The 18,870-nt window shown below is 71.4% G+C and carries 18 protein-coding genes and 1 tRNA gene; 12 read left to right on the top strand and 7 right to left on the bottom strand.

What is annotated here, in order from left to right:
- The first annotated feature begins 5 nt into the window (after positions 1-5).
- The 5 genes from J2Z30_RS29075 (at position 6) to J2Z30_RS29055 (ending at position 4,111) form a co-directional block, all read left to right on the top strand.
- Positions 6-464 (top strand): peroxiredoxin, encoded by a 459-nt coding sequence (locus J2Z30_RS29075; protein ID WP_020871584.1) that lies wholly within the window; start codon positions 6-8, stop codon positions 462-464.
- Positions 465-613: 149 nt separating this feature from the next.
- The gene (locus J2Z30_RS29070; protein WP_009718272.1) at positions 614-1,189 is read left to right on the top strand and encodes a TerD family protein; all 576 of its coding nucleotides are present in this window, start codon (positions 614-616) and stop codon (positions 1,187-1,189) included.
- A gap of 144 nt (positions 1,190-1,333) precedes the next feature.
- Positions 1,334-1,909, top strand: coding sequence for a TerD family protein (locus tag J2Z30_RS29065; protein WP_044575983.1), 576 nt, complete (start codon positions 1,334-1,336; stop codon positions 1,907-1,909).
- 51 nt (positions 1,910-1,960) lie between these two features.
- Positions 1,961-3,154 carry a DUF475 domain-containing protein gene (locus J2Z30_RS29060; RefSeq protein ID WP_044575984.1) on the top strand — a complete coding sequence of 398 codons (1,194 nt, stop codon included), beginning with the start codon at positions 1,961-1,963 and terminating at the stop codon, positions 3,152-3,154.
- Positions 3,155-3,382: 228 nt separating this feature from the next.
- Entirely contained in the window at positions 3,383-4,111 is a 729-nt protein-coding gene (locus tag J2Z30_RS29055; protein ID WP_044581989.1) for a TerD family protein, read from the top strand.
- Between the two features lie 59 nt (positions 4,112-4,170).
- On the opposite strand, the gene J2Z30_RS29050 is transcribed toward J2Z30_RS29055, so the two are convergent.
- Positions 4,171-5,292 (bottom strand): TerD family protein, encoded by a 1,122-nt coding sequence (locus J2Z30_RS29050; protein ID WP_044575986.1) that lies wholly within the window; start codon positions 5,290-5,292, stop codon positions 4,171-4,173.
- A gap of 234 nt (positions 5,293-5,526) precedes the next feature.
- Here J2Z30_RS29050 and J2Z30_RS29045 point away from each other — a divergent pair, with 234 nt between their 5' ends.
- From J2Z30_RS29045 to J2Z30_RS29035, 3 genes are all read left to right on the top strand, one after another.
- Complete coding sequence (locus tag J2Z30_RS29045) at positions 5,527-6,714, top strand: HpcH/HpaI aldolase/citrate lyase family protein (RefSeq protein WP_044575989.1); 1,188 nt, start codon at positions 5,527-5,529, stop codon at positions 6,712-6,714.
- Between the two features lie 270 nt (positions 6,715-6,984).
- Positions 6,985-9,882 (top strand): phosphoribosyltransferase, encoded by a 2,898-nt coding sequence (locus J2Z30_RS29040; RefSeq protein WP_063791114.1) that lies wholly within the window; start codon positions 6,985-6,987, stop codon positions 9,880-9,882.
- The gene (locus J2Z30_RS29035) at positions 9,879-10,739 is read left to right on the top strand and encodes an HAD family hydrolase (RefSeq protein WP_044575991.1); all 861 of its coding nucleotides are present in this window, start codon (positions 9,879-9,881) and stop codon (positions 10,737-10,739) included. Before J2Z30_RS29040 ends, J2Z30_RS29035 begins: the two co-directional genes overlap by 4 nt.
- On the opposite strand, the gene J2Z30_RS29030 is transcribed toward J2Z30_RS29035, so the two are convergent.
- Positions 10,708-11,331: a DedA family protein gene (locus J2Z30_RS29030; RefSeq protein WP_044575994.1), complete on the bottom strand. Its 624-nt coding sequence runs from the start codon at positions 11,329-11,331 to the stop codon at positions 10,708-10,710. The genes J2Z30_RS29035 and J2Z30_RS29030 overlap by 32 nt on opposite strands.
- Before the next feature lie 133 nt (positions 11,332-11,464).
- Between J2Z30_RS29030 and J2Z30_RS29025 the strand changes: the two genes are divergently transcribed.
- The 3 genes from J2Z30_RS29025 (at position 11,465) to J2Z30_RS29015 (ending at position 14,082) form a co-directional block, all read left to right on the top strand.
- Positions 11,465-12,643: a sensor histidine kinase gene (locus tag J2Z30_RS29025; RefSeq protein WP_044581991.1), complete on the top strand. Its 1,179-nt coding sequence runs from the start codon at positions 11,465-11,467 to the stop codon at positions 12,641-12,643.
- A complete protein-coding gene (locus J2Z30_RS29020; RefSeq protein ID WP_044575996.1) occupies positions 12,634-13,323 on the top strand; it encodes a response regulator in 690 nt (229 codons plus the stop codon). Before J2Z30_RS29025 ends, J2Z30_RS29020 begins: the two co-directional genes overlap by 10 nt.
- A gap of 96 nt (positions 13,324-13,419) precedes the next feature.
- A complete protein-coding gene (locus tag J2Z30_RS29015) occupies positions 13,420-14,082 on the top strand; it encodes an O-methyltransferase (RefSeq protein ID WP_044575998.1) in 663 nt (220 codons plus the stop codon).
- On the opposite strand, the gene J2Z30_RS29010 is transcribed toward J2Z30_RS29015, so the two are convergent.
- The 3 genes from J2Z30_RS29010 to J2Z30_RS29000 form a co-directional block, all read right to left on the bottom strand.
- Positions 14,075-14,923, bottom strand: coding sequence for a DUF4383 domain-containing protein (locus J2Z30_RS29010; RefSeq protein ID WP_052701607.1), 849 nt, complete (start codon positions 14,921-14,923; stop codon positions 14,075-14,077). The genes J2Z30_RS29015 and J2Z30_RS29010 overlap by 8 nt on opposite strands.
- Positions 14,924-15,088: 165 nt before the next feature.
- The gene (locus J2Z30_RS29005; protein WP_044575999.1) at positions 15,089-15,328 is read right to left on the bottom strand and encodes an FmdB family zinc ribbon protein; all 240 of its coding nucleotides are present in this window, start codon (positions 15,326-15,328) and stop codon (positions 15,089-15,091) included.
- Positions 15,329-15,393: 65 nt separating this feature from the next.
- On the bottom strand, positions 15,394-16,704 hold the full coding sequence (locus J2Z30_RS29000) for a coiled-coil domain-containing protein (protein ID WP_044576002.1): 1,311 nt from the start codon (positions 16,702-16,704) through the stop codon (positions 15,394-15,396).
- 349 nt (positions 16,705-17,053) lie between these two features.
- On the opposite strand from J2Z30_RS29000, the gene J2Z30_RS28995 reads away from it, so the two are divergent.
- Positions 17,054-17,128 (top strand) — tRNA-Val (locus J2Z30_RS28995).
- Positions 17,129-17,646: 518 nt separating this feature from the next.
- Here the strand turns inward: J2Z30_RS28995 and J2Z30_RS28990 are convergent.
- Both J2Z30_RS28990 and J2Z30_RS28985 read right to left on the bottom strand, forming a co-directional pair.
- A complete protein-coding gene (locus J2Z30_RS28990) occupies positions 17,647-18,309 on the bottom strand; it encodes a class I SAM-dependent methyltransferase (protein WP_044576004.1) in 663 nt (220 codons plus the stop codon).
- A gap of 65 nt (positions 18,310-18,374) precedes the next feature.
- A complete protein-coding gene (locus J2Z30_RS28985; protein WP_044576006.1) occupies positions 18,375-18,845 on the bottom strand; it encodes a glycine-rich domain-containing protein in 471 nt (156 codons plus the stop codon).
- Positions 18,846-18,870 lie beyond the last annotated feature (25 nt).

Raw genomic sequence — 18,870 nt, 5'->3', positions numbered from 1 at the left:
CTCCCATGGCGATAGAGGTCGGCGCGAAGGCCCCTGACTTCCAGCTGAAGAACCAGCACGGCGAGTCGGTCAGGCTCTCCGACTTCCGGGGCGAGAAGAACGTCGTACTGCTCTTCTACCCGTTCGCCTTCACCGGCGTGTGCACCGGCGAGCTGTGCGCGCTCCGCGACGAGCTGCCGACGTTCGTCAACGACGACGTCCAGCTGCTGGCGGTCTCCAATGACTCGCCCTTCAGCCTGCGGGTCTTCGCCGAGCAGGAGGGCCTTGAGTACCCCCTGCTGTCGGACTTCTGGCCGCACGGCGAGACCAGCCGCGCCTACGGCGTCTTCGACGAGGACAAGGGCTGCGCGGTGCGCGGCACCTTCGTGATCGACAAGGAGGGCGTGGTGCGCTGGACGGTCGTCAACGGCCTGCCCGACGCCCGGGACCTGAACGACTACGCCAAGGCCCTGGAAACCCTGTAGCCAAGGCCCGGCGAAACCCGGTAGCCAAGGCCCGGCGAAACCCTGTAGCGGCCGGGAACCGCTCACTAGGATCGACGCGTTGATCCTGATGGGAAACCTTTGATGAAGGGGCACGCAGTGCTCCTGACGAACCTTTTTTGGGAGGACTCGTGGGAGTCAGCCTCAGCAAGGGCGGCAACGTCTCGCTGACCAAGGAAGCCCCGAACCTGACCGCGGTCGTCGTGGGTCTCGGATGGGACGCCCGTACCACCACGGGCACGGACTTCGACCTCGACGCCAGCGCCCTGCTGACCAACGCCGAGGGCAAGGTCGGCAACGACCAGAACTTCGTCTTCTTCAACAACCTCAAGAGCCCCGACGGCTCCGTGGAGCACACCGGTGACAACATCACCGGTGAGGGCGAGGGCGACGACGAGCAGATCAAGGTGAACCTGGCGGGGGTCCCCGCCGATGTCGCCAAGATCGTCTTCCCGGTGTCGATCTACGACGCCGAAACCCGTCAGCAGAGCTTCGGCCAGGTGCGCAACGCCTTCATCCGCGTGGTGAACCAGGCCGACGGCAATGAGCTCGCCCGCTACGACCTCTCCGAGGACGCCTCGACCGAGACCGCCATGGTCTTCGGCGAGCTGTACCGGAACGGGGCGGAGTGGAAGTTCCGCGCCATCGGCCAGGGCTACGCCTCGGGTCTGCGCGGCATCGCGCAGGACTTCGGCGTCAACGTCTGAGCGACGTCCGAACGGGCCGTCGAAGGCCGCCGAAGGCCGTCGACAGGGCAGTCATTCCGGCGCCGCACCCCCCGCGCCCCAGGGGCAGGGGTGCGGCGCCGGACGCGTATCACCCATGCACCACCGCGGGGAGGAAACAGCATCATGGGCGTCACACTCGCCAAGGGGGGCAATGTCTCCCTCTCCAAAGCCGCTCCGAATCTCACACAGGTGCTCATCGGCCTGGGCTGGGACGCGCGCTCCACCACCGGGGCGCCGTTCGACCTCGACGCCAGCGCCATGCTGTGCCAGTCGGGGCGGGTGCTCGGCGATGAGTACTTCATCTTCTACAACAACCTCAAGAGCCCCGAGGGCTCCGTCGAGCACACCGGCGACAACCTCACCGGCGAGGGCGAGGGTGACGACGAGTCCCTGCTGATCGATCTGGGCAAGGTCCCGGCCGAGGTCGACAAGATCGTCTTCCCGGTCTCGATCCATGAGGCCGAGGCCAGGCGTCAGACGTTCGGGCAGGTCAGCAATGCCTTCATTCGGGTGGTGAATCAGGCGGACGGCCAGGAGCTGGCCCGCTACGACCTCTCCGAGGACGCCTCCGGCGAGACCGCGATGATCTTCGGCGAGGTCTATCGCTATGGCGGCGAATGGAAGTTCAGGGCCGTGGGGCAGGGGTACGCGTCGGGTCTGCGAGGCATCGCTCTAGACTTCGGAGTCAACGTTTCGTAAAGCCGCGTAAAGCGCGCGGGGGAGACCTTACGACGAAGGATTGGGTTGGCAGTGCTCCTCAAAACCTTTGGTTGGTCGTTCGCCATCACGGCGATCGGTCTGGCCCTGGCCGGCGTCCTCTGGGGGTGGCAGGGGCTCGCCATCGTCGGGATCCTCTCGATCCTGGAGATCTCGCTCTCATTCGACAACGCGGTCATCAACGCGGGCATTCTGCGCAAGATGAACGCCTTCTGGCAGAAGATCTTCCTGACCGTCGGCATCCTGATCGCCGTCTTCGGCATGCGGCTGGTCTTCCCGGTGATCATCGTCGCCGTCACGGCCAAGATGAGCCCCATCGAGGCCGTCGATCTCGCGATCAACGACAAGAACCAGTACGAGCACCTGGTCACGGCGGCGCATCCGGCGATCGCGGCCTTCGGCGGGATCTTCCTGCTGATGATCTTCCTCGACTTCATCTTCGAGGAGCGGGACATCAGGTGGCTGGGGTGGCTGGAGAAGCCGCTCGCCAAGCTGGGCAAGCTGGACACGTTCTCGATCGTGGTCGCCCTGGTCGGGCTGCTGATCGCCGCCAGCACCGTGGCCACCGACGTGGCCCACGGCGGCGGTGACAAGAGCGCCACCGTCCTGTTGTCCGGCGTCGCCGGTCTGCTCACCTATCTGATCGTCGGCGGCATCTCCGGCTACTTCGAGGACAAGCTCGAAGAGGAGGAGGACGAAGACGAGGGCGACGAGGCCGGTGAGGCCGAGGGCGAGAGCGACGAGGGCGCGAAGGCGGCCACGAACGCTCAGCTCAACGGGAGCGGCGGCCGTGGCTCCAGCGGCGCCTCCGTGGTCGGCCTGGCCGGCAAGGCCGCGTTCTTCCTCTTCCTCTACCTCGAGGTCATCGACGCGTCCTTCTCCTTCGACGGGGTCATCGGCGCCTTCGCGATCACCAACGACATCTTCGAGATGGCGCTGGGTCTTGGCATAGGAGCCATGTACATCCGGTCGCTGACCGTCTTCCTGGTCCGCAGGGGCACCCTGGACGACTACGTCTACCTGGAGCACGGCGCGCACTACGCGATCGGCGCGCTGGCCGTGATCCTGCTGGTCACGATCAAGTACGAGATCAACGAGGTCATCACCGGCCTGGTGGGCGTGGTGCTGATCGCCGCCTCGTACTGGTCCTCGGTTCGGCGCAACCGTAAGGAGGCGGCCGCCGGGGAGGATTCGGAGGCCAAGACGGAAGTCACCTCCGGAGTCTGACCGCCGGGGTCTGACCTCCGGAGTCTGACCGCCGGGGTGTGACGCGGCGGTGTTTGAGGAACGCTCTGAGCGGGGCGGCCGAGGTCTTCCGACCTCCCGGCCGCCCCGCGGCAGTTGAGCGGGTGACGGGTGACGGGTGACGGGTGGCGGGCGGCTTGTGGGGCTGTTTCCCGGGCAGCCTTCTGTCGGCCTAGAGGCAGCGAGCGACGAAGGGTGGGGGTGCGCACCATGGCGTTCTGGAACAACTGGGGACGGTCCGCATGGCGCCAGTTCGACAGCGGTGACGCGTCCGGTGTGGTCGAGCTGACCAAGCGGCATGCGTCGATCTCGCTGACCAAGCAGGGGGCCGCCACCGGCAATCTGCGCATCAACCTCTCCTGGCAGATGCGCACCTCGGACTTCAACAGCAGGGCGAGGCGCGGCTCGCTGCGCCATCCGCTGCAGATGTTCAAGCCCCAGCCGGTGCAGGCCCAGGGACCGGCGTTGGTCAATGTCGACCTCGACCTCGCGGTGATGTACGAGCTGAAGAGCGGCTCCAAGGGCGTGGTGCAGCCGCTGGGCGAGTTCTTCGGCAATCTCAACGAGGCGCCGTACGTCAAGCTCAGCGGCGACGACCGGTTCGGCTCCGGGTCCGGTGAGACGGTCTACGTCAACATGGACCACAAGGACGACATCAAACGACTGCTCGTCTTCGTCTACATCTACGACGGCACCCCCGCCTTCGACCGCACCCACGGCCTGGTCACGCTCTATCCGAGCAATGGGCCGCGGGTGGAGATAGCGCTCGACGAGCGCGCCCCGCAGGCGCGCTCCTGCGCCGTCGTGCTGATCGAGAACGTCAAGGGCGAGATGATGGTCCGCCGCGAGGTGAAGTACGTCTACGGCTTCCAGGCGGAGCTGGACCGGCTGTACGGCTGGGGCCTCCAGTGGGGCCGGGGCTACAAGTCCAAGGTGTGACCCCGGTCCGCCGCGCGGCCCCGCCTCTCGTCCGTTCGGGAACTGATCGGTTCTGGAACTTATCGGTTCTGGAATTGCGGGCCCTGCGGCGGCAGGACGAAATGGGGGTCCGGCACCTGGGCGGGGATCGGCGGCGGGGGCGGCGGCACCGCCCCCGTCGGCTGCACCTGCTGCGGATAGCCGTACGCGGGCGGCTGCGGATAGCCGTATCCCGGCTGCGGCTGCGGCTGCGGCTGTGGATAGCCATAGCCGGGCTGCGCCGGGGCCTGGGCGGGCGGCTGTGGATACCCCGTGCCCGGGGCCTGCGGGGGCGGGGGCGGCACCTGCGACGGCACATAGGCGTAGCCGCTGTCGCCCTGGGCGGCGGCGGGGTGCATGGGCTGGGTGCGCTGTGGATCCCAGGGGTCGGGTGACACCGGGTGCGGATAGCCGTAAGCCGGGGGGTGGGCCTGGGTCGTCGCGTCGGAGGGCGGCGGGGGCGGAGTGCCGGGGGCCGGAGCGGGTGCGGAGGTCGCGGCGGCCGCGGGCTCAGGGGCGGGGGCCGGGGCTTCGGGGACGGCGGCGGGCTCGGGTGCGGCGATGGCCTCCGGTTCGGCCGCGGCGCCGTCCTCCGGGCCGCCCTCGCCGTCCTCCACCGAGATCCCGTACTCCGTGGCCAGCCCGACCAGCCCCGACTCATAGCCCTGCCCCAGGGCCCGGAACTTCCAGCCGTCGCCGCGCCGGTAGACCTCACCGCAGATCAGCGCGGTCTCCTTGCCGGTGTCCGGCAGCACCGCGAAGATCGCGACCGGCTCGGCATCCGCCGCGTCCGGCGCACCGGGCGAGGCGTCGTAGAGCAGCAGGCTCAGATCCCGTACCTGCCCGAAGGTGCCGCCGTCGGCGGACGCGGCGATCACCACCCGGCGGATCTCCGGCTCCAGCCCGATCAGCTCGGCCTCGATGGTGTCAGTCAGCGCGTCCTGGTTCGGCTTCTTGGGCAGATGCCGGACCAGCCCCGAGGGGTGCTGCGGCTGGTTGTAGAAGACGAAGTCCTCGTCCGAGCGCACCCGGTCGTCCGGCCCCAGCAGCAGCGCCGAAGCGTCCACGTCGGGTACGTCCGTGCCGGGGGTCCAGCGCAGCACCGCGCGTATGGCCGTGGCCTCCAGCGGGATGTTCGATCCCTTCAGCATCGCCTGCGTCATGGCGGCAATCCTGCCTTCCCGGTGGGTGCGGGGACAACGCAGGGTACGCGGCGGGCGGCAGTGCGGGGGTGGTACGGGGCGGCAGGGCGGGTATGCCGGACACCACGCGGACGCACATGGGTTACGTGATTTTCACGCCCTTGGGGAACTTTTGACCCATGGCCGCACGTACGATTATCGGCCAACCGCGGGTCAGCGTGACCGAGGCGGCGTACCGGCAGTACGGGGAGTTGTATGCGGCATTTCGAACATCTGCCTGTCGAGGTGCGAGCCAACCTCTTCCACCGGGAGCCCGGTGAATTCGGCGTGGACTCGCCCACCCGGACGCTGGCCGTCGCCCTCGGTGCCACCCTGTACTGCCCGGCGACCCGGCCCCGGCTGGCCGAGGATATCGTCAAACAGGCAGGTCGTGGCGTTGTCTCCATGGTGCTGTGCCTGGAGGACTCCATCGACGACGCCGAGGTGGCGGGCGCGGAGGAGAACCTCGTACGGCAGTTCGCGGAGCTGTCCGGGCGCGACTCGGGCGTCTCGCTGCCGCTGCTCTTCATCCGGGTCCGCACCCCCGAACAGATCGTCGATCTCGTCTCCCGGCTCGGAGCGGGCGTGCGGCTGCTGTCCGGATTCGTACTGCCGAAATTCACCGAGGAGCGTGGCGGGGCCTTTCTCGAGGCGCTGATGTCGGCCGAAACCGCCCAGGTGACCGAGGCGTTGGGCGGCCGACGGCTGTTCGCGATGCCGGTTCTCGAATCGCCCGAGCTGATGCACCGCGAAACGCGCACCGACAGCCTGAGCGGCATCAGCCGGATTGTCGACAAATACCGGGAGCGGGTGCTGGCGCTGCGGCTCGGGGTCACCGATCTGTGCTCGGCGTACGGGCTGCGCAGGGCTCCCGACATGACCGCCTACGACGTCCAGCTGGTCGCGTCCGTGATCGCGGACGTGGTGAACATGCTGGGCCGGGCCGATGGCACGGGCTTCACGATCACCGGGCCGGTGTGGGAGTACTTCAAACCGCATGAGCGGATGTTCAAGCCGCAGCTGCGGATCAGCCCCTTCAGCAGCGGCCGCGCCGAGTCGCTGCGCACCGCGCTGATCGAGCACCACATGGACGGGCTGCTGCGCGAGATCGAGCTGGACCGGGCCAACGGTCTCCAGGGCAAGACCTGCATCCACCCCACCCATGTGGCCCCGGTGCACGCGCTCTCCGTCGTCAGCCACGAGGAGTTCAGCGACGCGGTGGACATCCTCGAGCCGCAGCGCTGCGGGGGCGGTGTGGTGCGCTCCTCGTACACCAACAAAATGAACGAGGTGAAGCCGCACCGGGCCTGGGCCGAGCGGACCCTGCGGCGCGCGGAGGTCTTCGGGGTGGCCCGGGAGGATGTGAGCTTTGTGGAGCTGCTGGCGGCGAGCCTGCGGACGTAGAGGGAACCGGGCCCGGCACGGGGCCGGGGACGAGGGACGAGGGACGATGGAAACGAGGCGCAGGGCGGCGTGAGCGTGGACAACGTGTGGTCGGGACAGTGGGTCGCGGACCGGCTCGGAGTACGGCTGGCCGGGGCCGGGGCCGGGGTCGAGGACGGCGACGGCTTCAGCGACGCGGGCCGCCAGGGCCGCCAGGGCGAAGACGACGGCCGGAACGGCGACAGCGGCCCGTACGGCGACGGCGGCCCGAACGGCGACGGCGGCGCGGAGCTGCGTGAGCTGCTCGGGCTGGCCCTGCGGCGCAACCCCAAGCGGGCGCATCTGCTGGTTTCCAACGTGCTCGGCAAGCATGTCCCGCAGCGCCCCGCCACCGTCCACGGCGCGGGCGTGCGGCTCGGCCGCCGGGTGCGGGAGCTGCTGGGCGACGAGGCGGCGGCACGCGCGGTGGTGCTCGGGTACGCGGAGACCGCCACCGGGCTCGGCCACAGCGTGGCCGACGGGCTCGCCCTCGCCCCGTACCTCCACTCCACCCGCCGCCCGGTCCCGGGCGTCGCCACGGTGGGCGGCTTCGAGGAGGAGCACAGCCACGCCACCTCCCATCTGCTGCTCCCCGAGGACCCCGGGTTCCTGGCCTCGACGGGTCCGCTGATCCTCGTGGACGACGAGTTCTCCACCGGCCGTACGGTCCTCAACACCATCGCCGCCCTCCACCGCCGCTTCCCCCGCGACCACTATGTGGTGGTCGCCCTGGTGGACATGCGCTCGCCGGAGGACCGCGACCGCCTGGACGCCTTCGCGGCCGACCTCGGCGCCCGTGTCGACCTGGTCGCCGCCGCGGCCGGAGCGGTGCACCTGCCCGACGACGTCCTGGAGCGCGGCGCGGAGCTGGTGGCCGCGCACGAGGCGGCCGCCGAGGGCCGTGAGGACGCGCCCGCGAACCGTAAGGCCGCTGCCGAGGACCGTAAGGCCGCACCCGAGCACCGTAAGGCCGCCACCGCCACCGCCACCGCCACCGCCCCCGGCGCGGGCGCGCCCGCGCCCGCTGTCCGCGTGGACCTCGGCTGGCCCGAGGGGCTCCCGGACGGTGGCCGCCACGGTTTCACCCCCGCCCACCGCACCCGTCTCGAAGCGGCCCTCCCCACCCTGGCCACCCGCCTCGCGCCGGCGCTGGCGCTGGGGGAAGCGCCGGACGCCTCTGCTGCGCCAGGCGACACCGCCCCGGCGGCGCCTGCGGGACACACCGTGCCGGACCCGGACCCGGACCCCGACCCGGACCGCCCGGCCGCGCCGGACGCACCGCCCGCGCCCGCCGACGACTCCGCAGCAGCCTCGCCCGGGGCCGCACCCGCCCCGGGCGGGCCGGGTGGTGACGCGGGCGGCTCCGGCGCCGGTGGCACCCCCGCCCCGCCCCGCCCCCTCCGTCGCGTCCTCGTCCTCGGGTTCGAGGAGCTGATGTACGCGCCGCTGCGGATCGCGGAGGCGCTGGACGAGGTGCTCGACGGCGTCGAGGTGCGGTATTCGACGACCACCCGCTCGCCCGTGCTCGCCGTCGACGACCCCGGGTACGCCATCAGGACCCGGCTGACCTTCCCCGCGCACGACGACCCCGCCGACGGCCCCGGGCCCCGCTACGCGTACAACGTGGCGCCCGGCGCAGACCCCGGCCGCCGCTTCGACGCCGTCGTCGCCGTCGTCGACTCGACCGCCGACACACCCGCGCTGCACGCCCCCGGCGGGCTGCTCACCGGCTTGAGCGCGCACACGGACCGGCTGGTGCTGGCCGTGGTGCCGTCCTACCGCCCCCAGACCCCACCCACCCCCCGCACCGTCCCCGAACGACAGGCACCGCCCATGCACCAACCGTCGAACGAGCCTCTCCCTGCGTTCCGCGGGAGGTGCCCCCTGCGCGGACCGGACTTCTCGTCCTACGCGCCCGAAGAGGTCGGCTGGCTGCTCCAGGACTTCTCGCACGTCACCCTCGAGGCGCCCACCGAGGAACGGGAGGAGGCGATCCAGAGCGGGGGTGCGCACTACGCCGAGTCGCTGCCCGTGGAGTACCAGCCGAACGAGCGCTACCAGGAGCTGTTCCGGGCCGCCCTCGACACCTCCGCCGCCCGGATCGCCCGCGCGGTAGGCGCGGTCACCGAGACCGTGCTCGCGGAGCGCTCCCCGCGGCCCGTCCTCGTCTCGCTCGCCCGCGCCGGTACCCCCGTCGGGGTGCTGATGCGCCGCTGGGCGCGCCACGCCCACGGGCTGGACCTCCCGCACTACGCGATCTCCATCGTGCGCGGCCGCGGCATCGACACCGCCGCGCTGCGCTGGCTGGCGGACCACCACGACCCGTCCGACGTCGTCTTCGTCGACGGCTGGACCGGTAAGGGCGCCATCACCCGCGAGCTGTCGGACGCCGTCGCCCCGTACCCGGACTTCGATCCGCGGATCGCGGTCCTCGCCGACCCCGGCCGCTGTGTGGACACCTACGGCACCCGGGACGACTTCCTCGTCCCCTCCGCGTGCCTCAACTCGACCGTCTCCGGGCTGATATCGCGCACCGTGCTCCGCGCCGACCTCGTCGGCCCGAACGACTTCCACGGCGCGAAGTACTACCGCGAACTCGCCGGCTCGGATGTCTCCGAGCACTTCCTGGACACCGTCTCGGCCCGCTTCGCCGAGGTCACCGAGGCGGCCCTGGCCGACGCCGGGCGGCTCGCGGCCACCGACCGCACCCCCACCTGGGAGGGCTGGGCCGCGGTCGAGCGGATCAGCCAGGAGTACGGCATCCACGACGTCAACCTCGTCAAGCCGGGGGTCGGCGAGACCACCCGGGTGCTGCTGCGCCGCGTCCCGTGGAAGATCCTCGCCCAGCGCGGCGCGGGCGCGGACCTGGACCATGTGCGGCTGCTCGCCGAGCAGCGCGGAGTGCCGGTCGAGGAGGCCGACGACCTCCCGTACACCTGCGTCGGGCTGATCCACCCGCGCTACACCCGGGGCGCCACCGGGGCCGACGGAAAGACGGTCGGCACGGCTTCCGAGAAGACGGCCGACACCGCGGACACTGCGAACACCGCGGGCACGGCGGACACCGCGGGCACGGCGAACACCGCGGACACGGCGGACACGGCGGGCATCGCCGCCGGCAGACACGAGAGAACGGCGGCGGCACGATGAGCGTTCTGGTGGCAAGCGACCTCGACCGCACCCTGATCTACTCCGCGGCCGCGCTCGGCCTCGAGATGCCGGACGCCGAGGCCCCGCGGCTGCTGTGCGTCGAGACGTACGAGGGCAAGCCGCTGTCGTACCTGACCGAGACCGCCGCCGGGCTGCTCGCCGAGCTGGTCCGCACCTCCGTCTTCGTCCCCACGACCACCCGCACCGTCGAGCAGTACCGCCGCATCCGCCTCCCCGGCCCCGCCCCCCGCTTCGCGATCTGCGCCAACGGCGGCCAGCTGCTGGTCAACGGCGAGCCCGACGCCGACTGGCACCAGCGGGTGCGCGCCGCCCTCGACGACGGATGCGCCCCCCTGGAGGAGGTGCGCGCCCACCTCGGCGCCACCGCCGACCCTGCCTGGCTGCTCAAGGAGCGGGTGGCCGAGGAGCTGTTCGTCTATCTCGTGGTGAGGCGGGAGCTGCTGCCCGAGGGGTACGTCAAGGAGCTCACCCAGTGGGCCGACCCGCGCGGCTGGACGGTCTCCCTCCAGGGCCGCAAGATCTACGCCGTGCCCAAGCCGCTCACCAAGAGCGCGGCCGTCGCCGAGATCAAGAGCCGCACCGGAGCCGACGAGGTGCTCGCCGCGGGCGATTCGCTGCTCGACACCGATCTGCTGCTCGCGGCCGACCGCGCCTGGCGCCCCGGCCACGGCGAGCTGGCCGACATCGGCTGGTCGGCGCCCCAGCTGACCGTGGTCGAGGAGAAGGGCGTCGCGGCGGGCGAGGTCATCGTCCGCGCCCTGGGGACACGTTCCTCCGTCACCTGGGCGCGCGCCCGCAGCCAGATCATCCGCGCCGTCTCCCGCGGCCGGGACTGACCAGCCGCACCGCCACCCATCCCAGCACCGCGAGCCCGGCCGCGCCCAGCACCGCCTTCGAGTAGACCGAGACGTAGTCCGTGACGTCGCGCCAGTTGTCGCCCAGCGCGTAACCGGCCAGGACGAACACGGAGTTCCAGATCGCGCTGCCGAGGGTGGTCAGGGCGAGGAAGACCGGGAGGGGCATCCGCTCGATACCGGCCGGAACCGAGATCATGCTGCGGAAGATCGGCACCATGCGGCCGAAGAAGACCGCCTTGGTGCCGTGACGCCCGAACCAGCGCTCGGTCCGGTCGATATCGGCGGGCCTGACCAGCGGCAGCCGCTCGGCGATCGCGACGGTCCGCTCCCGGCCGAGCAGCGCGCCCACCCCGTACAGCGCGAGCGCGCCCACGACCGAACCGGCGGTGGTCCACAGCAGCGCGGCCACCAGGCTCATCCGCCCCTGCCCCGCCGCGAATCCGGCGAGCGGCAGGATCACCTCGCTGGGCAGCGGCGGGAAGAGGTTCTCCAGGGCGATGGCGGCGCCCGCGCCCGGCGCCCCGAGGGCGTCCATCAGGCCGGTGGCCCAGTCGGTGATCCGATCAGTCATGGCCGGAACGCTAGGAACCGGCCGCACCCGGTGGCCATGAGGCCGACCCTCCGGTTCCCCGGCCGTCCACCGCACCGGCAACCTGCGGAAATCCTCAGTGTCCCGGCCGGTCCCGGCCGCTAGCGTTTCCACCATGAGTGCCACCACGGGGAGATGGCCGCGGCGCGCGGCGCGGCGCGCCGCCGGGCTGCTGGCGGGGGCCGGTACGGCGCTCGTCGCGCTGCCGTTCCTGGCGGCGGTGGGGCTGACCCTGCTGTCCGTGCCCTGGCCGGGCGCGCGGCAGTGCGTACTGCGGCCGTTCACGGCGGGCGCGGCGCGGCTGACCGAGCTGGAGCGCCGCAGACTGGCCCGGTTCCTGGACATCGAGGTCACCTCCGGCTACGGCGACCGCCAGGCGCTGCGCTACCTCGCGGTACGCACCGCGGTCGGGCTGCTCGGCGGTCTTGTGCTGCTGGCCGGGCTCGTGGGCTTCGCCTACGGCGCCTTCCCCCTCTGGGGCTGGCTGCTCGGCACCGGCTTCCACGACGTGGCCGGGATCGTCACCGGCAGCATCGGCGGTTTCTTCCTGCTGTTCCTCGCCGTCCAGGGGGTCCTCGGGGTGGCCGACCTCGAGGCGCGGCTGGCGCGCGACGTCCTCGGCCCCGAGACCCAGGACGCGCTGCGGCACCGCATCGAGGAGCTGGCCGCCAGCCGCGCCGGGGTCGTCGAGGCGGTCCACGACGAACGGCGCCGCATCGAGCGCGATCTGCACGACGGCGTACAGCAGCGGCTGGTGGCGCTCGGCATGCTGCTCGGCCGGGCCCGCCGCAGCCAGGACCAGGCCAAGGCGCGCGCCCTGCTGGCGCAGGCCCACGAGGAGAGCCGCCAGGCGCTGGACGAGCTGCGCGAGGTGGCCTGGCGGGTCTATCCGACCGCGCTGGACGAGGCCGGGCTGCGAATCGCCCTGGAGACGGTCGCCGAGCGCTCGGCCATCCCCGTACGGCTCGACTACGGGCTCACGGCCGAGCCGGTCACGGCGGTGCGCACCGCCGCGTACTTCGTGGTGGCGGAGGCGCTGACCAACGCCCTCAAGCACTCGGGGGCGGCCCGCGTCGACGTCGCGCTGACGGCCGTGGCCCCGGGCACGCTGACCGTCCGCGTCACCGACGACGGCACCGGCGGCGCCGACCCGGCGGGCGGCGGTCTGCTCGGCCTGGCCCGGCGGGTCGCCGCCCTCGACGGCCGGCTGAGCGTGGTGAGCCCGCCCGGCGGCCCCACCACCGTCACCGCGGAGCTGCCCGCCCCGTCCCTGGGCGGTGTGGTGTGCGGGTGATCCTGGCCGATGACTCGACCCTTCTCCGCGAGGGCCTGGTGCGGCTGCTCGCCGAGGAGGGGCACGAAGTGGTGGCGGCGGTGGGGGACGGCGCCGCGCTGGTGGCGGCGGTCGAGACGGCACCGGACGTGGACGCGGTGGTGGTGGACGTACGGATGCCGCCGACGCATACGGACGAGGGGCTGCGGGCGGCGCTGGAGATCCGACGGCGGTGGCCGGGGGTGGGCGTGCTGGTGCTGTCGCAGTACGTGGAGAAGCGGTACGCGACGGAGCTGCTGACGGGGGAGGGAGCGGCCGAGACCGGCGGGCTCGGGGCTCCCAGGGCGCGGTCCGGCGGAGTCGGCTATGTGCTCAAGGACCGGGTGGTGCAGGTCGACGAGTTCCTCGACGCGCTGGAACGGGTCGCCACGGGCCGCGCCGCCTTCGACCCGGAGGTCGTCCGCGGACTGCTCGCCCGCTCCACCCGCACCGACCCGCTGAGCCGCCTCACCCCGCGCGAGCGGGAGGTGCTCGACGCGATGGCCCAGGGACACACCAACGCGGCGATCGCCGAGCGGCTGTATGTGTCCCGCAGCGCGGTCGAGAAGCACATCAACGCCATCTTCGAGAAGCTCGAACTGCCGGGGAACGCGGGATACAGCCGCCGGGTGCTCGCCGTACTGCGCTATCTGGGAAGCTGAAGCTGAAGCTGAAGCTGAACGGAACGGGCCGGACCGGAGCGGGCCGGACCGGACCGGAACCGCTCGGGGAGCCGAGGATCCGAAAGGGAGGCCGTGATGGCCGAGAGCAAGAGCACACCGATCACGGCCGAGCTGTACGACTACGTCCTGCGGCACAATCCGCCGCTCGACCCGGTCCTGCGCGAGCTCGTCGAGGTCACCCACCGGAATCTCCCCGGCCACGCCGGAATGCAGTCCGCCGAGGAGCAGGCCCCGCTGCTGGCCTTCCTGGTCCGGCTGACCGGCGCCCGCCACATCGTGGAGGTCGGCACCTTCACCGGCTTCTCCGCGCTGGCCATGGCCCAGGCGCTGCCCGCCGACGGCCGGCTGATCGCCTGCGATGTGTCGGAGGAGTGGACGGCGTACGGGCGGAAGGCGTGGGCCAAGGCCGGTGTCGAGGGCCGTATCGACCTGCGGATCGCGCCCGCGCTGGACACGCTGCGCGCGATGCCCGCCGAGCCCCATGTCGATCTCGCCTATCTCGATGCGGACAAGCAGAACTACATCCCGTACTGGGAGGAGCTGGTCCCGCGGATGAACCCGGGCGGTCTGATCGTCGCGGACAACGTCTTCTACCACGCGCAGGTCATGGAGGCGGCGCCGTCGCCCGGGGGCGCCGCGATCCAGGCGTTCAACGACCATGTGGCGGCGGACGCCCGGATGGAGGCGGTCATGCTCACCGTCGCCGACGGCCTGACCCTCGCGCGCCGGGTCAGCTGAGCCGCCGGTCGCGGATCCGCTCCCGGACCCGGGCCCAGCGCCCCATGGGCTGGTCGGTGGGCTCGGCGCCGCCGCCGGGCTGATCCAGCTTGCCCCACTTGCCGGGCGGCTGACCGGACCGTTCAAGTGGCTCACCCGGGGCGCGTTCAAGGGGCCCACCCGGGGCGCCCGGGGCCTCGGGCGTGAGCGGGGCGCCGGGCTGGAGCGGGGCCCCGGGCTGGAGGGCCGTACCGCCCCGTTCGGCGGCCCGCTCCCGCGCCGCGACCAGCTCACGCGCGTGGGCGGCCTCGCGCTCGGCCTGCTCGGGGTGGCGGGTCACCCAGTAGGGATTGTCATGCGGCAGCCCGCCGCTGACCCGTCCGTACATCCCGAACCACATCAGCAGCAGCCCCACCACAAAGCTGAACAGCACGTTCTGCATCCGGAACGCCAGGAAGTTGTACGAGGTCTCCAGCAGCGCCAGATTGACGAACCCGCTCAGCAGGAAGAGCAGCCCGAGCACCATGTTGACCGACGAGGCGAAGTTGCCGCCGATGAGCATGCCGAAGAACAGCAGCAGCCCGATGACGATGGAGAGCACGCTCAGCGTGCCGTTGGTGTTGAGCCCGGCGACCGTGTTGCTGCCGGTGTCGAAGAAGCCGACCCGGTGGATCAGGCCCAGGATGCCGAAGGCGACGAGCACCAGCCCCATGAGTCCGGCGCCGACGCGATAGACCTTGCTGAGCCGGTGATCGACGGGCAGATGCTCATCGAGCGTGGTGTGCGCGCCGATCCGCTCCGGGAAGTGCCGTGCGACTCCGGCGGGATGAGGACCGATGGGGGAGGGGCGGCCCGTAGCCATCTCCGGCCTCCTTGCTGCTGGCGCCGGACCTCGGCCGCGCGCTCTCCGCGGTCGAGGCCGTACCCGTGGACCGCCACGTCACCGGCGCTTACACGACGTGCGCGCGCACAACCGGAGGCGCGGCACGGGTACGTATCTCCAGGATCCGCCCCGGCCCCCCAAGGCTCAACCGCAGCAGCCGCCACCGCAGCAGCCGCCACCGCCACCGCCACCGCCGGACGGAGGCCGGGCCGAGGAAGCGGAGGACGACGAGGACGCGGCGCCGGTGACGGCCACGGTGGACAGCAGCTTCACCGTGTCGTCGTGCCCGTCCGGGCAGGACGCGGGAGCGGAGGACTCGGCCATGGGCCGGTTCAGCTCGAAGGTGGTGCCGCAGGCGCGGCAGCGGTACTCATAGCGAGGCATGGCAGGAGCATAGCCACCGGACCGCAGGTCAGCCCCCCCGAATGAGCCCTGGGCTTTGCGCGGGCTCAATGCCCCCCGCCCCGCTCGTCCCGGATCTCCTGGACGACCCGGCCGACGGTCTGCCGTACGGCCTCGGTCTCGGAGAGGAAGTGCCACCAGTCCGGATGGCGCCCCTCAAGACCCGCGATGGCCCGGTCGAGGCGCTCCACGGCGTCGTCCAGCGGGCGCGCGTGGCGCGGATCCGGGGTGCTGCGCCCGGCCATGGCCAGCCGCTGCGCGTCACGGATCGCGAACCGGGTGCGCTCGATCTCCTTCTGCTGGTCGTACGACACCTCGTCCAGCCGCCGCAGCCGGTCCCCGGCCGCCGAGACGGCCTCATCCGTACTGTTCAGCAGCGCCCGTACGGTGGCCAGCAGCGCGGTGGCATCCGGCCAGCGCTGCTCCTCGCGCGCCGCCTGCGCCTCCTTGAGCTTCTCCTCGGCCTGCGCCACATCCCGCGCCGCCTGCGCGGGGACGGGCTGCAGATCCTGCCAGCAGGCCGCCGTGTAACGGCGGCGCAGCTCGCTGAGGACGGGCTCGACCCCGGCCGCCCGAGTGGTGATCGCCTGGGCGCGGGTGCGCAGCGACACCAGCCGCTTGTCGATCTCCGCCGCCCGCTCCGGCAGCCGCTCGGCCTCCCCGCGCACCGCCTCGGCCCTGCGCAGCACATCATCGGCGCGCCGCAGGGTCTCCTGCACACCGTGCTGCCCGGCCCCCTGGTTGAGCCTGGTCAGCTCGGGCGACAGCGCCGCCAGCCGGGCCGCCAGATCGTCCGCCCGCAGCCCCGACGCACGCACCGCGTCCAGCGCGTTACTCGCCGCGAGCAGCGCCTGCCGCGCCCGCTCCACCGCCGGCGCCAACCGCGCCAGCCGCGTCTCGGCCTGCTCCAGCAGCGACCCCAGCCCCTGCGCGAACCGGTCCAGATCCGCCTTCGTCCGCTCCAGCGCGTCCTTCGCCCTGGTCAGATCGGCACGGGCCCGGGAGGCCGTCGCCGCGTCCAGATCGTCCCGGTCCAGATCATGGGCGTCGACCGCCGTGATGTAGTCCTGGCTGACCTGGTCGATCCGCCGCTCCAGCGCCGAGAAGTCGGCCGCCGTCCGGCGCGCGGCGGGCGAATCGTCCACGGCGGTGATCGTCTCGATGGAGATCCGCAGATCCCGCTGCGCGGTGTCCAGCTCATAGAAAGCCGCCGCCGCGGCATCCTTCGCCGCCTGCGCCTCCGCCCGCTGACTCTCCCCCCGCCCCCCGAACCACCGCCGCCCCCCGCCCCCACCGGCGAACGACAACGACCTCACCGCCACCAACAACGGCACGGGCAGCAGCACCAGCCCGAGCACGGAGGGCCGACGCGGCTGACGGGACGGACGCGACGGACGCGACTGACGCGACCGACGCGCACGGATAATCCGCTCAAAAGCGATGAATGAGGCAATACGGTCGGCCGGACGACGCGGACGGCGCGCTGGACGCGCAGACTCTGCAGATGACGCCGCCACTTCCCGCTCCCGATGGATCGCCCAGGTCCGAATGTCATTCTCCCACCCGACACTGACGAACACAGCGCTCGGTTCGGTTCGCGATCTGCGGATTTCTCCAACCCGGCTCCGCCCCCTCGGCGGCCCCCTCCCCACCCTCCCCCATGATTGCGGCACCACCCCGGAAACCCTGTAGGCTGACAGCCCCCTGGGGCGCATAGCTCAGCGGTAGAGCGCTGCCCTTACAAGGCAGATGTCGGCGGTTCGAACCCGTCTGTGCCCACCAGCGAAAAGACCCCCAGTCGATCTCGGTTGGGGGTCTTTGACATCCGCAGATGACACCAGTAGGCAGCCCTACTGTGTCGGGTGAACCGGGCAGCGCTCATCGATGGCCTGGTAGATCTGGCCTTCCACGGCCACCATCAGGCAACCAGCCGGTGCGTGCCGCCGCAGGCACAGTCGGTCGGTTCCAGTGAAAGGCTTAGGTTAACGGTGTAGGAGCCCCCTTCAGGTGCCCCTGCGGGACGTTCTGGCGCATAGGAGCAGAAGCAAGAAACAGGCTCTCCGGGCTTCCCGGTCGACCAGATCGCCCGCCTGGCCCGTGCCCTCGGCGTCCCCTCTTACCGGCTGTTCCACGACTGTGATCCTTGAGCCTTGCCGATCAGTGCAGTGCCCAATCAGATTCCGGCTAGGTCAGCGACTACCGGCGCGTAGGCGTTACCGGCTGTACCCGAGAGGTGAGACAGCAACTGCTGGCCCGAGCCCCACCCGCACAAAGGGGGGCGCCGACGGGGCGGGGCAGGCTCAGGCCGTGGCGCGGACGAGCATGGTGCCGATCTGCCGAAGGCCTGGCGGCGCAGGCAGCACCCGCGCGGTCGCACTGGTGAACCCGTGCTCGCGCAGGATCTGCGCCCAGCGCGGTGCTTCGTAATCCCAACGCTTCACCACCAGCGGGTCCTCATCCTCAGACTTGGTGATGTACGACGCCTGACAGCCATAGCAGCCCTCGACAGGCGGGCGCTGAGAGAAGGCCAGCACGCCGCCCGGACGGAGGCGCTCACGAATCGCCGACAGCAGCTGGACAGGGTCGGTGAACCACACCGCGCCGAAGACGGAGAACACCGCGTCGAAGGTGTCCGTGCAGTGGGCCAGGAAGTCGAGAGCTTCCCCCTGGTGCAGCTCCAACTGGACGGTGTCGGCCCATCCGGCGCTGGCGGCCTTGAGCTGGGCCATGGACAAGTCCACGCCTACGGCCCGCGCGCCGAGTGCTGCGACGTGCGCGAGGTTGCCACCCTTACCGCAGCCGAGCTCCAACACCGCCGAGCCGCGGCTTATACCGAGGATCTCGGCGCCGGGCCCGTGGTCGGGGTACTGCGTCCAGTTGAACCACGTCGTCTCTCCGGCGGCGTTCACGGGCCGCCGCTGGGGCTTCTGCTGCGCGTAGGTGTCCCAGGCGGTTTCCGCCATGCGCTCTCCGTTCCTGTGAGCCAGCCGCCCGACGGCAGTGCCGGGCGGCTGGCGGCGTGCTTACGTCACTTCTTGCCGCTGTTGGGGCTGTCGCTGCAACCCGCGTGACACTGGCTACAGTCGGCCGCTTCGGGCCAGAGGTCGGTGTCCACCGCGTACCCGGCGGTCGCGATGGCGTCGAGGGTGCGCTGCCGCGCTGCCGCAGCTGTGCCGTGCTCGCCTTCCTCTGGATCTGTGGGGACGTGGTGGATGAAGTGTCCCGCAACGTGCTGGCAGAAGTCGGCGTAGTCGCGGGTGTGGAGGATGAAGGTGTGCCAGCCGATGTCGATGGCCTTGCTGGGCGTCAGCGGCTGGCTGGTGTTGTTGGCGCAGACGGCGAGAAAGGCCGCGGTTTGGGCTGCGATCCGCTCGGCGAGTGGCAGCGCGATGTCGTGGTCCTTCACGATGCGTGCGGCGAGCCGGCCGAGGAGATCTGCGTTGAGGAGCGACCTGGGGTCGGCGGCGGTGCCGAGCGGCCGTTCTACGGTGACGGTCACATTGCCTCCTGTGTTGGATGACCTG

It is taken from the genome of Streptomyces iranensis (assembly GCF_017874715.1).
In the GTDB taxonomy this organism is placed as follows: domain Bacteria; phylum Actinomycetota; class Actinomycetes; order Streptomycetales; family Streptomycetaceae; genus Streptomyces; species Streptomyces iranensis.
Note: the sequence above shows the minus strand (reverse complement) of the source record. Positions and strands in the feature narration are given on the sequence as shown.

What these genes read in the sequence shown, in the direction of transcription:
- J2Z30_RS29075 (WP_020871584.1), top strand. Translation starts at nt 6, where the DNA reads ATGGCGATAGAGGTCGGCGCGAAGGCCCCTGACTTCCAGCTGAAGAAC.
- J2Z30_RS29065 (WP_044575983.1), top strand. Translation starts at nt 1,334, where the DNA reads ATGGGCGTCACACTCGCCAAGGGGGGCAATGTCTCCCTCTCCAAAGCC.
- J2Z30_RS29055 (WP_044581989.1), top strand. Translation starts at nt 3,383, where the DNA reads ATGGCGTTCTGGAACAACTGGGGACGGTCCGCATGGCGCCAGTTCGAC.
- J2Z30_RS29050 (WP_044575986.1), bottom strand. Translation starts at nt 5,292, where the DNA reads ATGACGCAGGCGATGCTGAAGGGATCGAACATCCCGCTGGAGGCCACG.
- J2Z30_RS29045 (WP_044575989.1), top strand. Translation starts at nt 5,527, where the DNA reads ATGCGGCATTTCGAACATCTGCCTGTCGAGGTGCGAGCCAACCTCTTC.
- J2Z30_RS29035 (WP_044575991.1), top strand. Translation starts at nt 9,879, where the DNA reads ATGAGCGTTCTGGTGGCAAGCGACCTCGACCGCACCCTGATCTACTCC.
- J2Z30_RS29030 (WP_044575994.1), bottom strand. Translation starts at nt 11,331, where the DNA reads ATGACTGATCGGATCACCGACTGGGCCACCGGCCTGATGGACGCCCTC.
- J2Z30_RS29025 (WP_044581991.1), top strand. Translation starts at nt 11,465, where the DNA reads ATGAGTGCCACCACGGGGAGATGGCCGCGGCGCGCGGCGCGGCGCGCC.
- J2Z30_RS29015 (WP_044575998.1), top strand. Translation starts at nt 13,420, where the DNA reads ATGGCCGAGAGCAAGAGCACACCGATCACGGCCGAGCTGTACGACTAC.
- J2Z30_RS29010 (WP_052701607.1), bottom strand. Translation starts at nt 14,923, where the DNA reads ATGGCTACGGGCCGCCCCTCCCCCATCGGTCCTCATCCCGCCGGAGTC.
- J2Z30_RS29005 (WP_044575999.1), bottom strand. Translation starts at nt 15,328, where the DNA reads ATGCCTCGCTATGAGTACCGCTGCCGCGCCTGCGGCACCACCTTCGAG.
- J2Z30_RS28990 (WP_044576004.1), bottom strand. Translation starts at nt 18,309, where the DNA reads ATGGCGGAAACCGCCTGGGACACCTACGCGCAGCAGAAGCCCCAGCGG.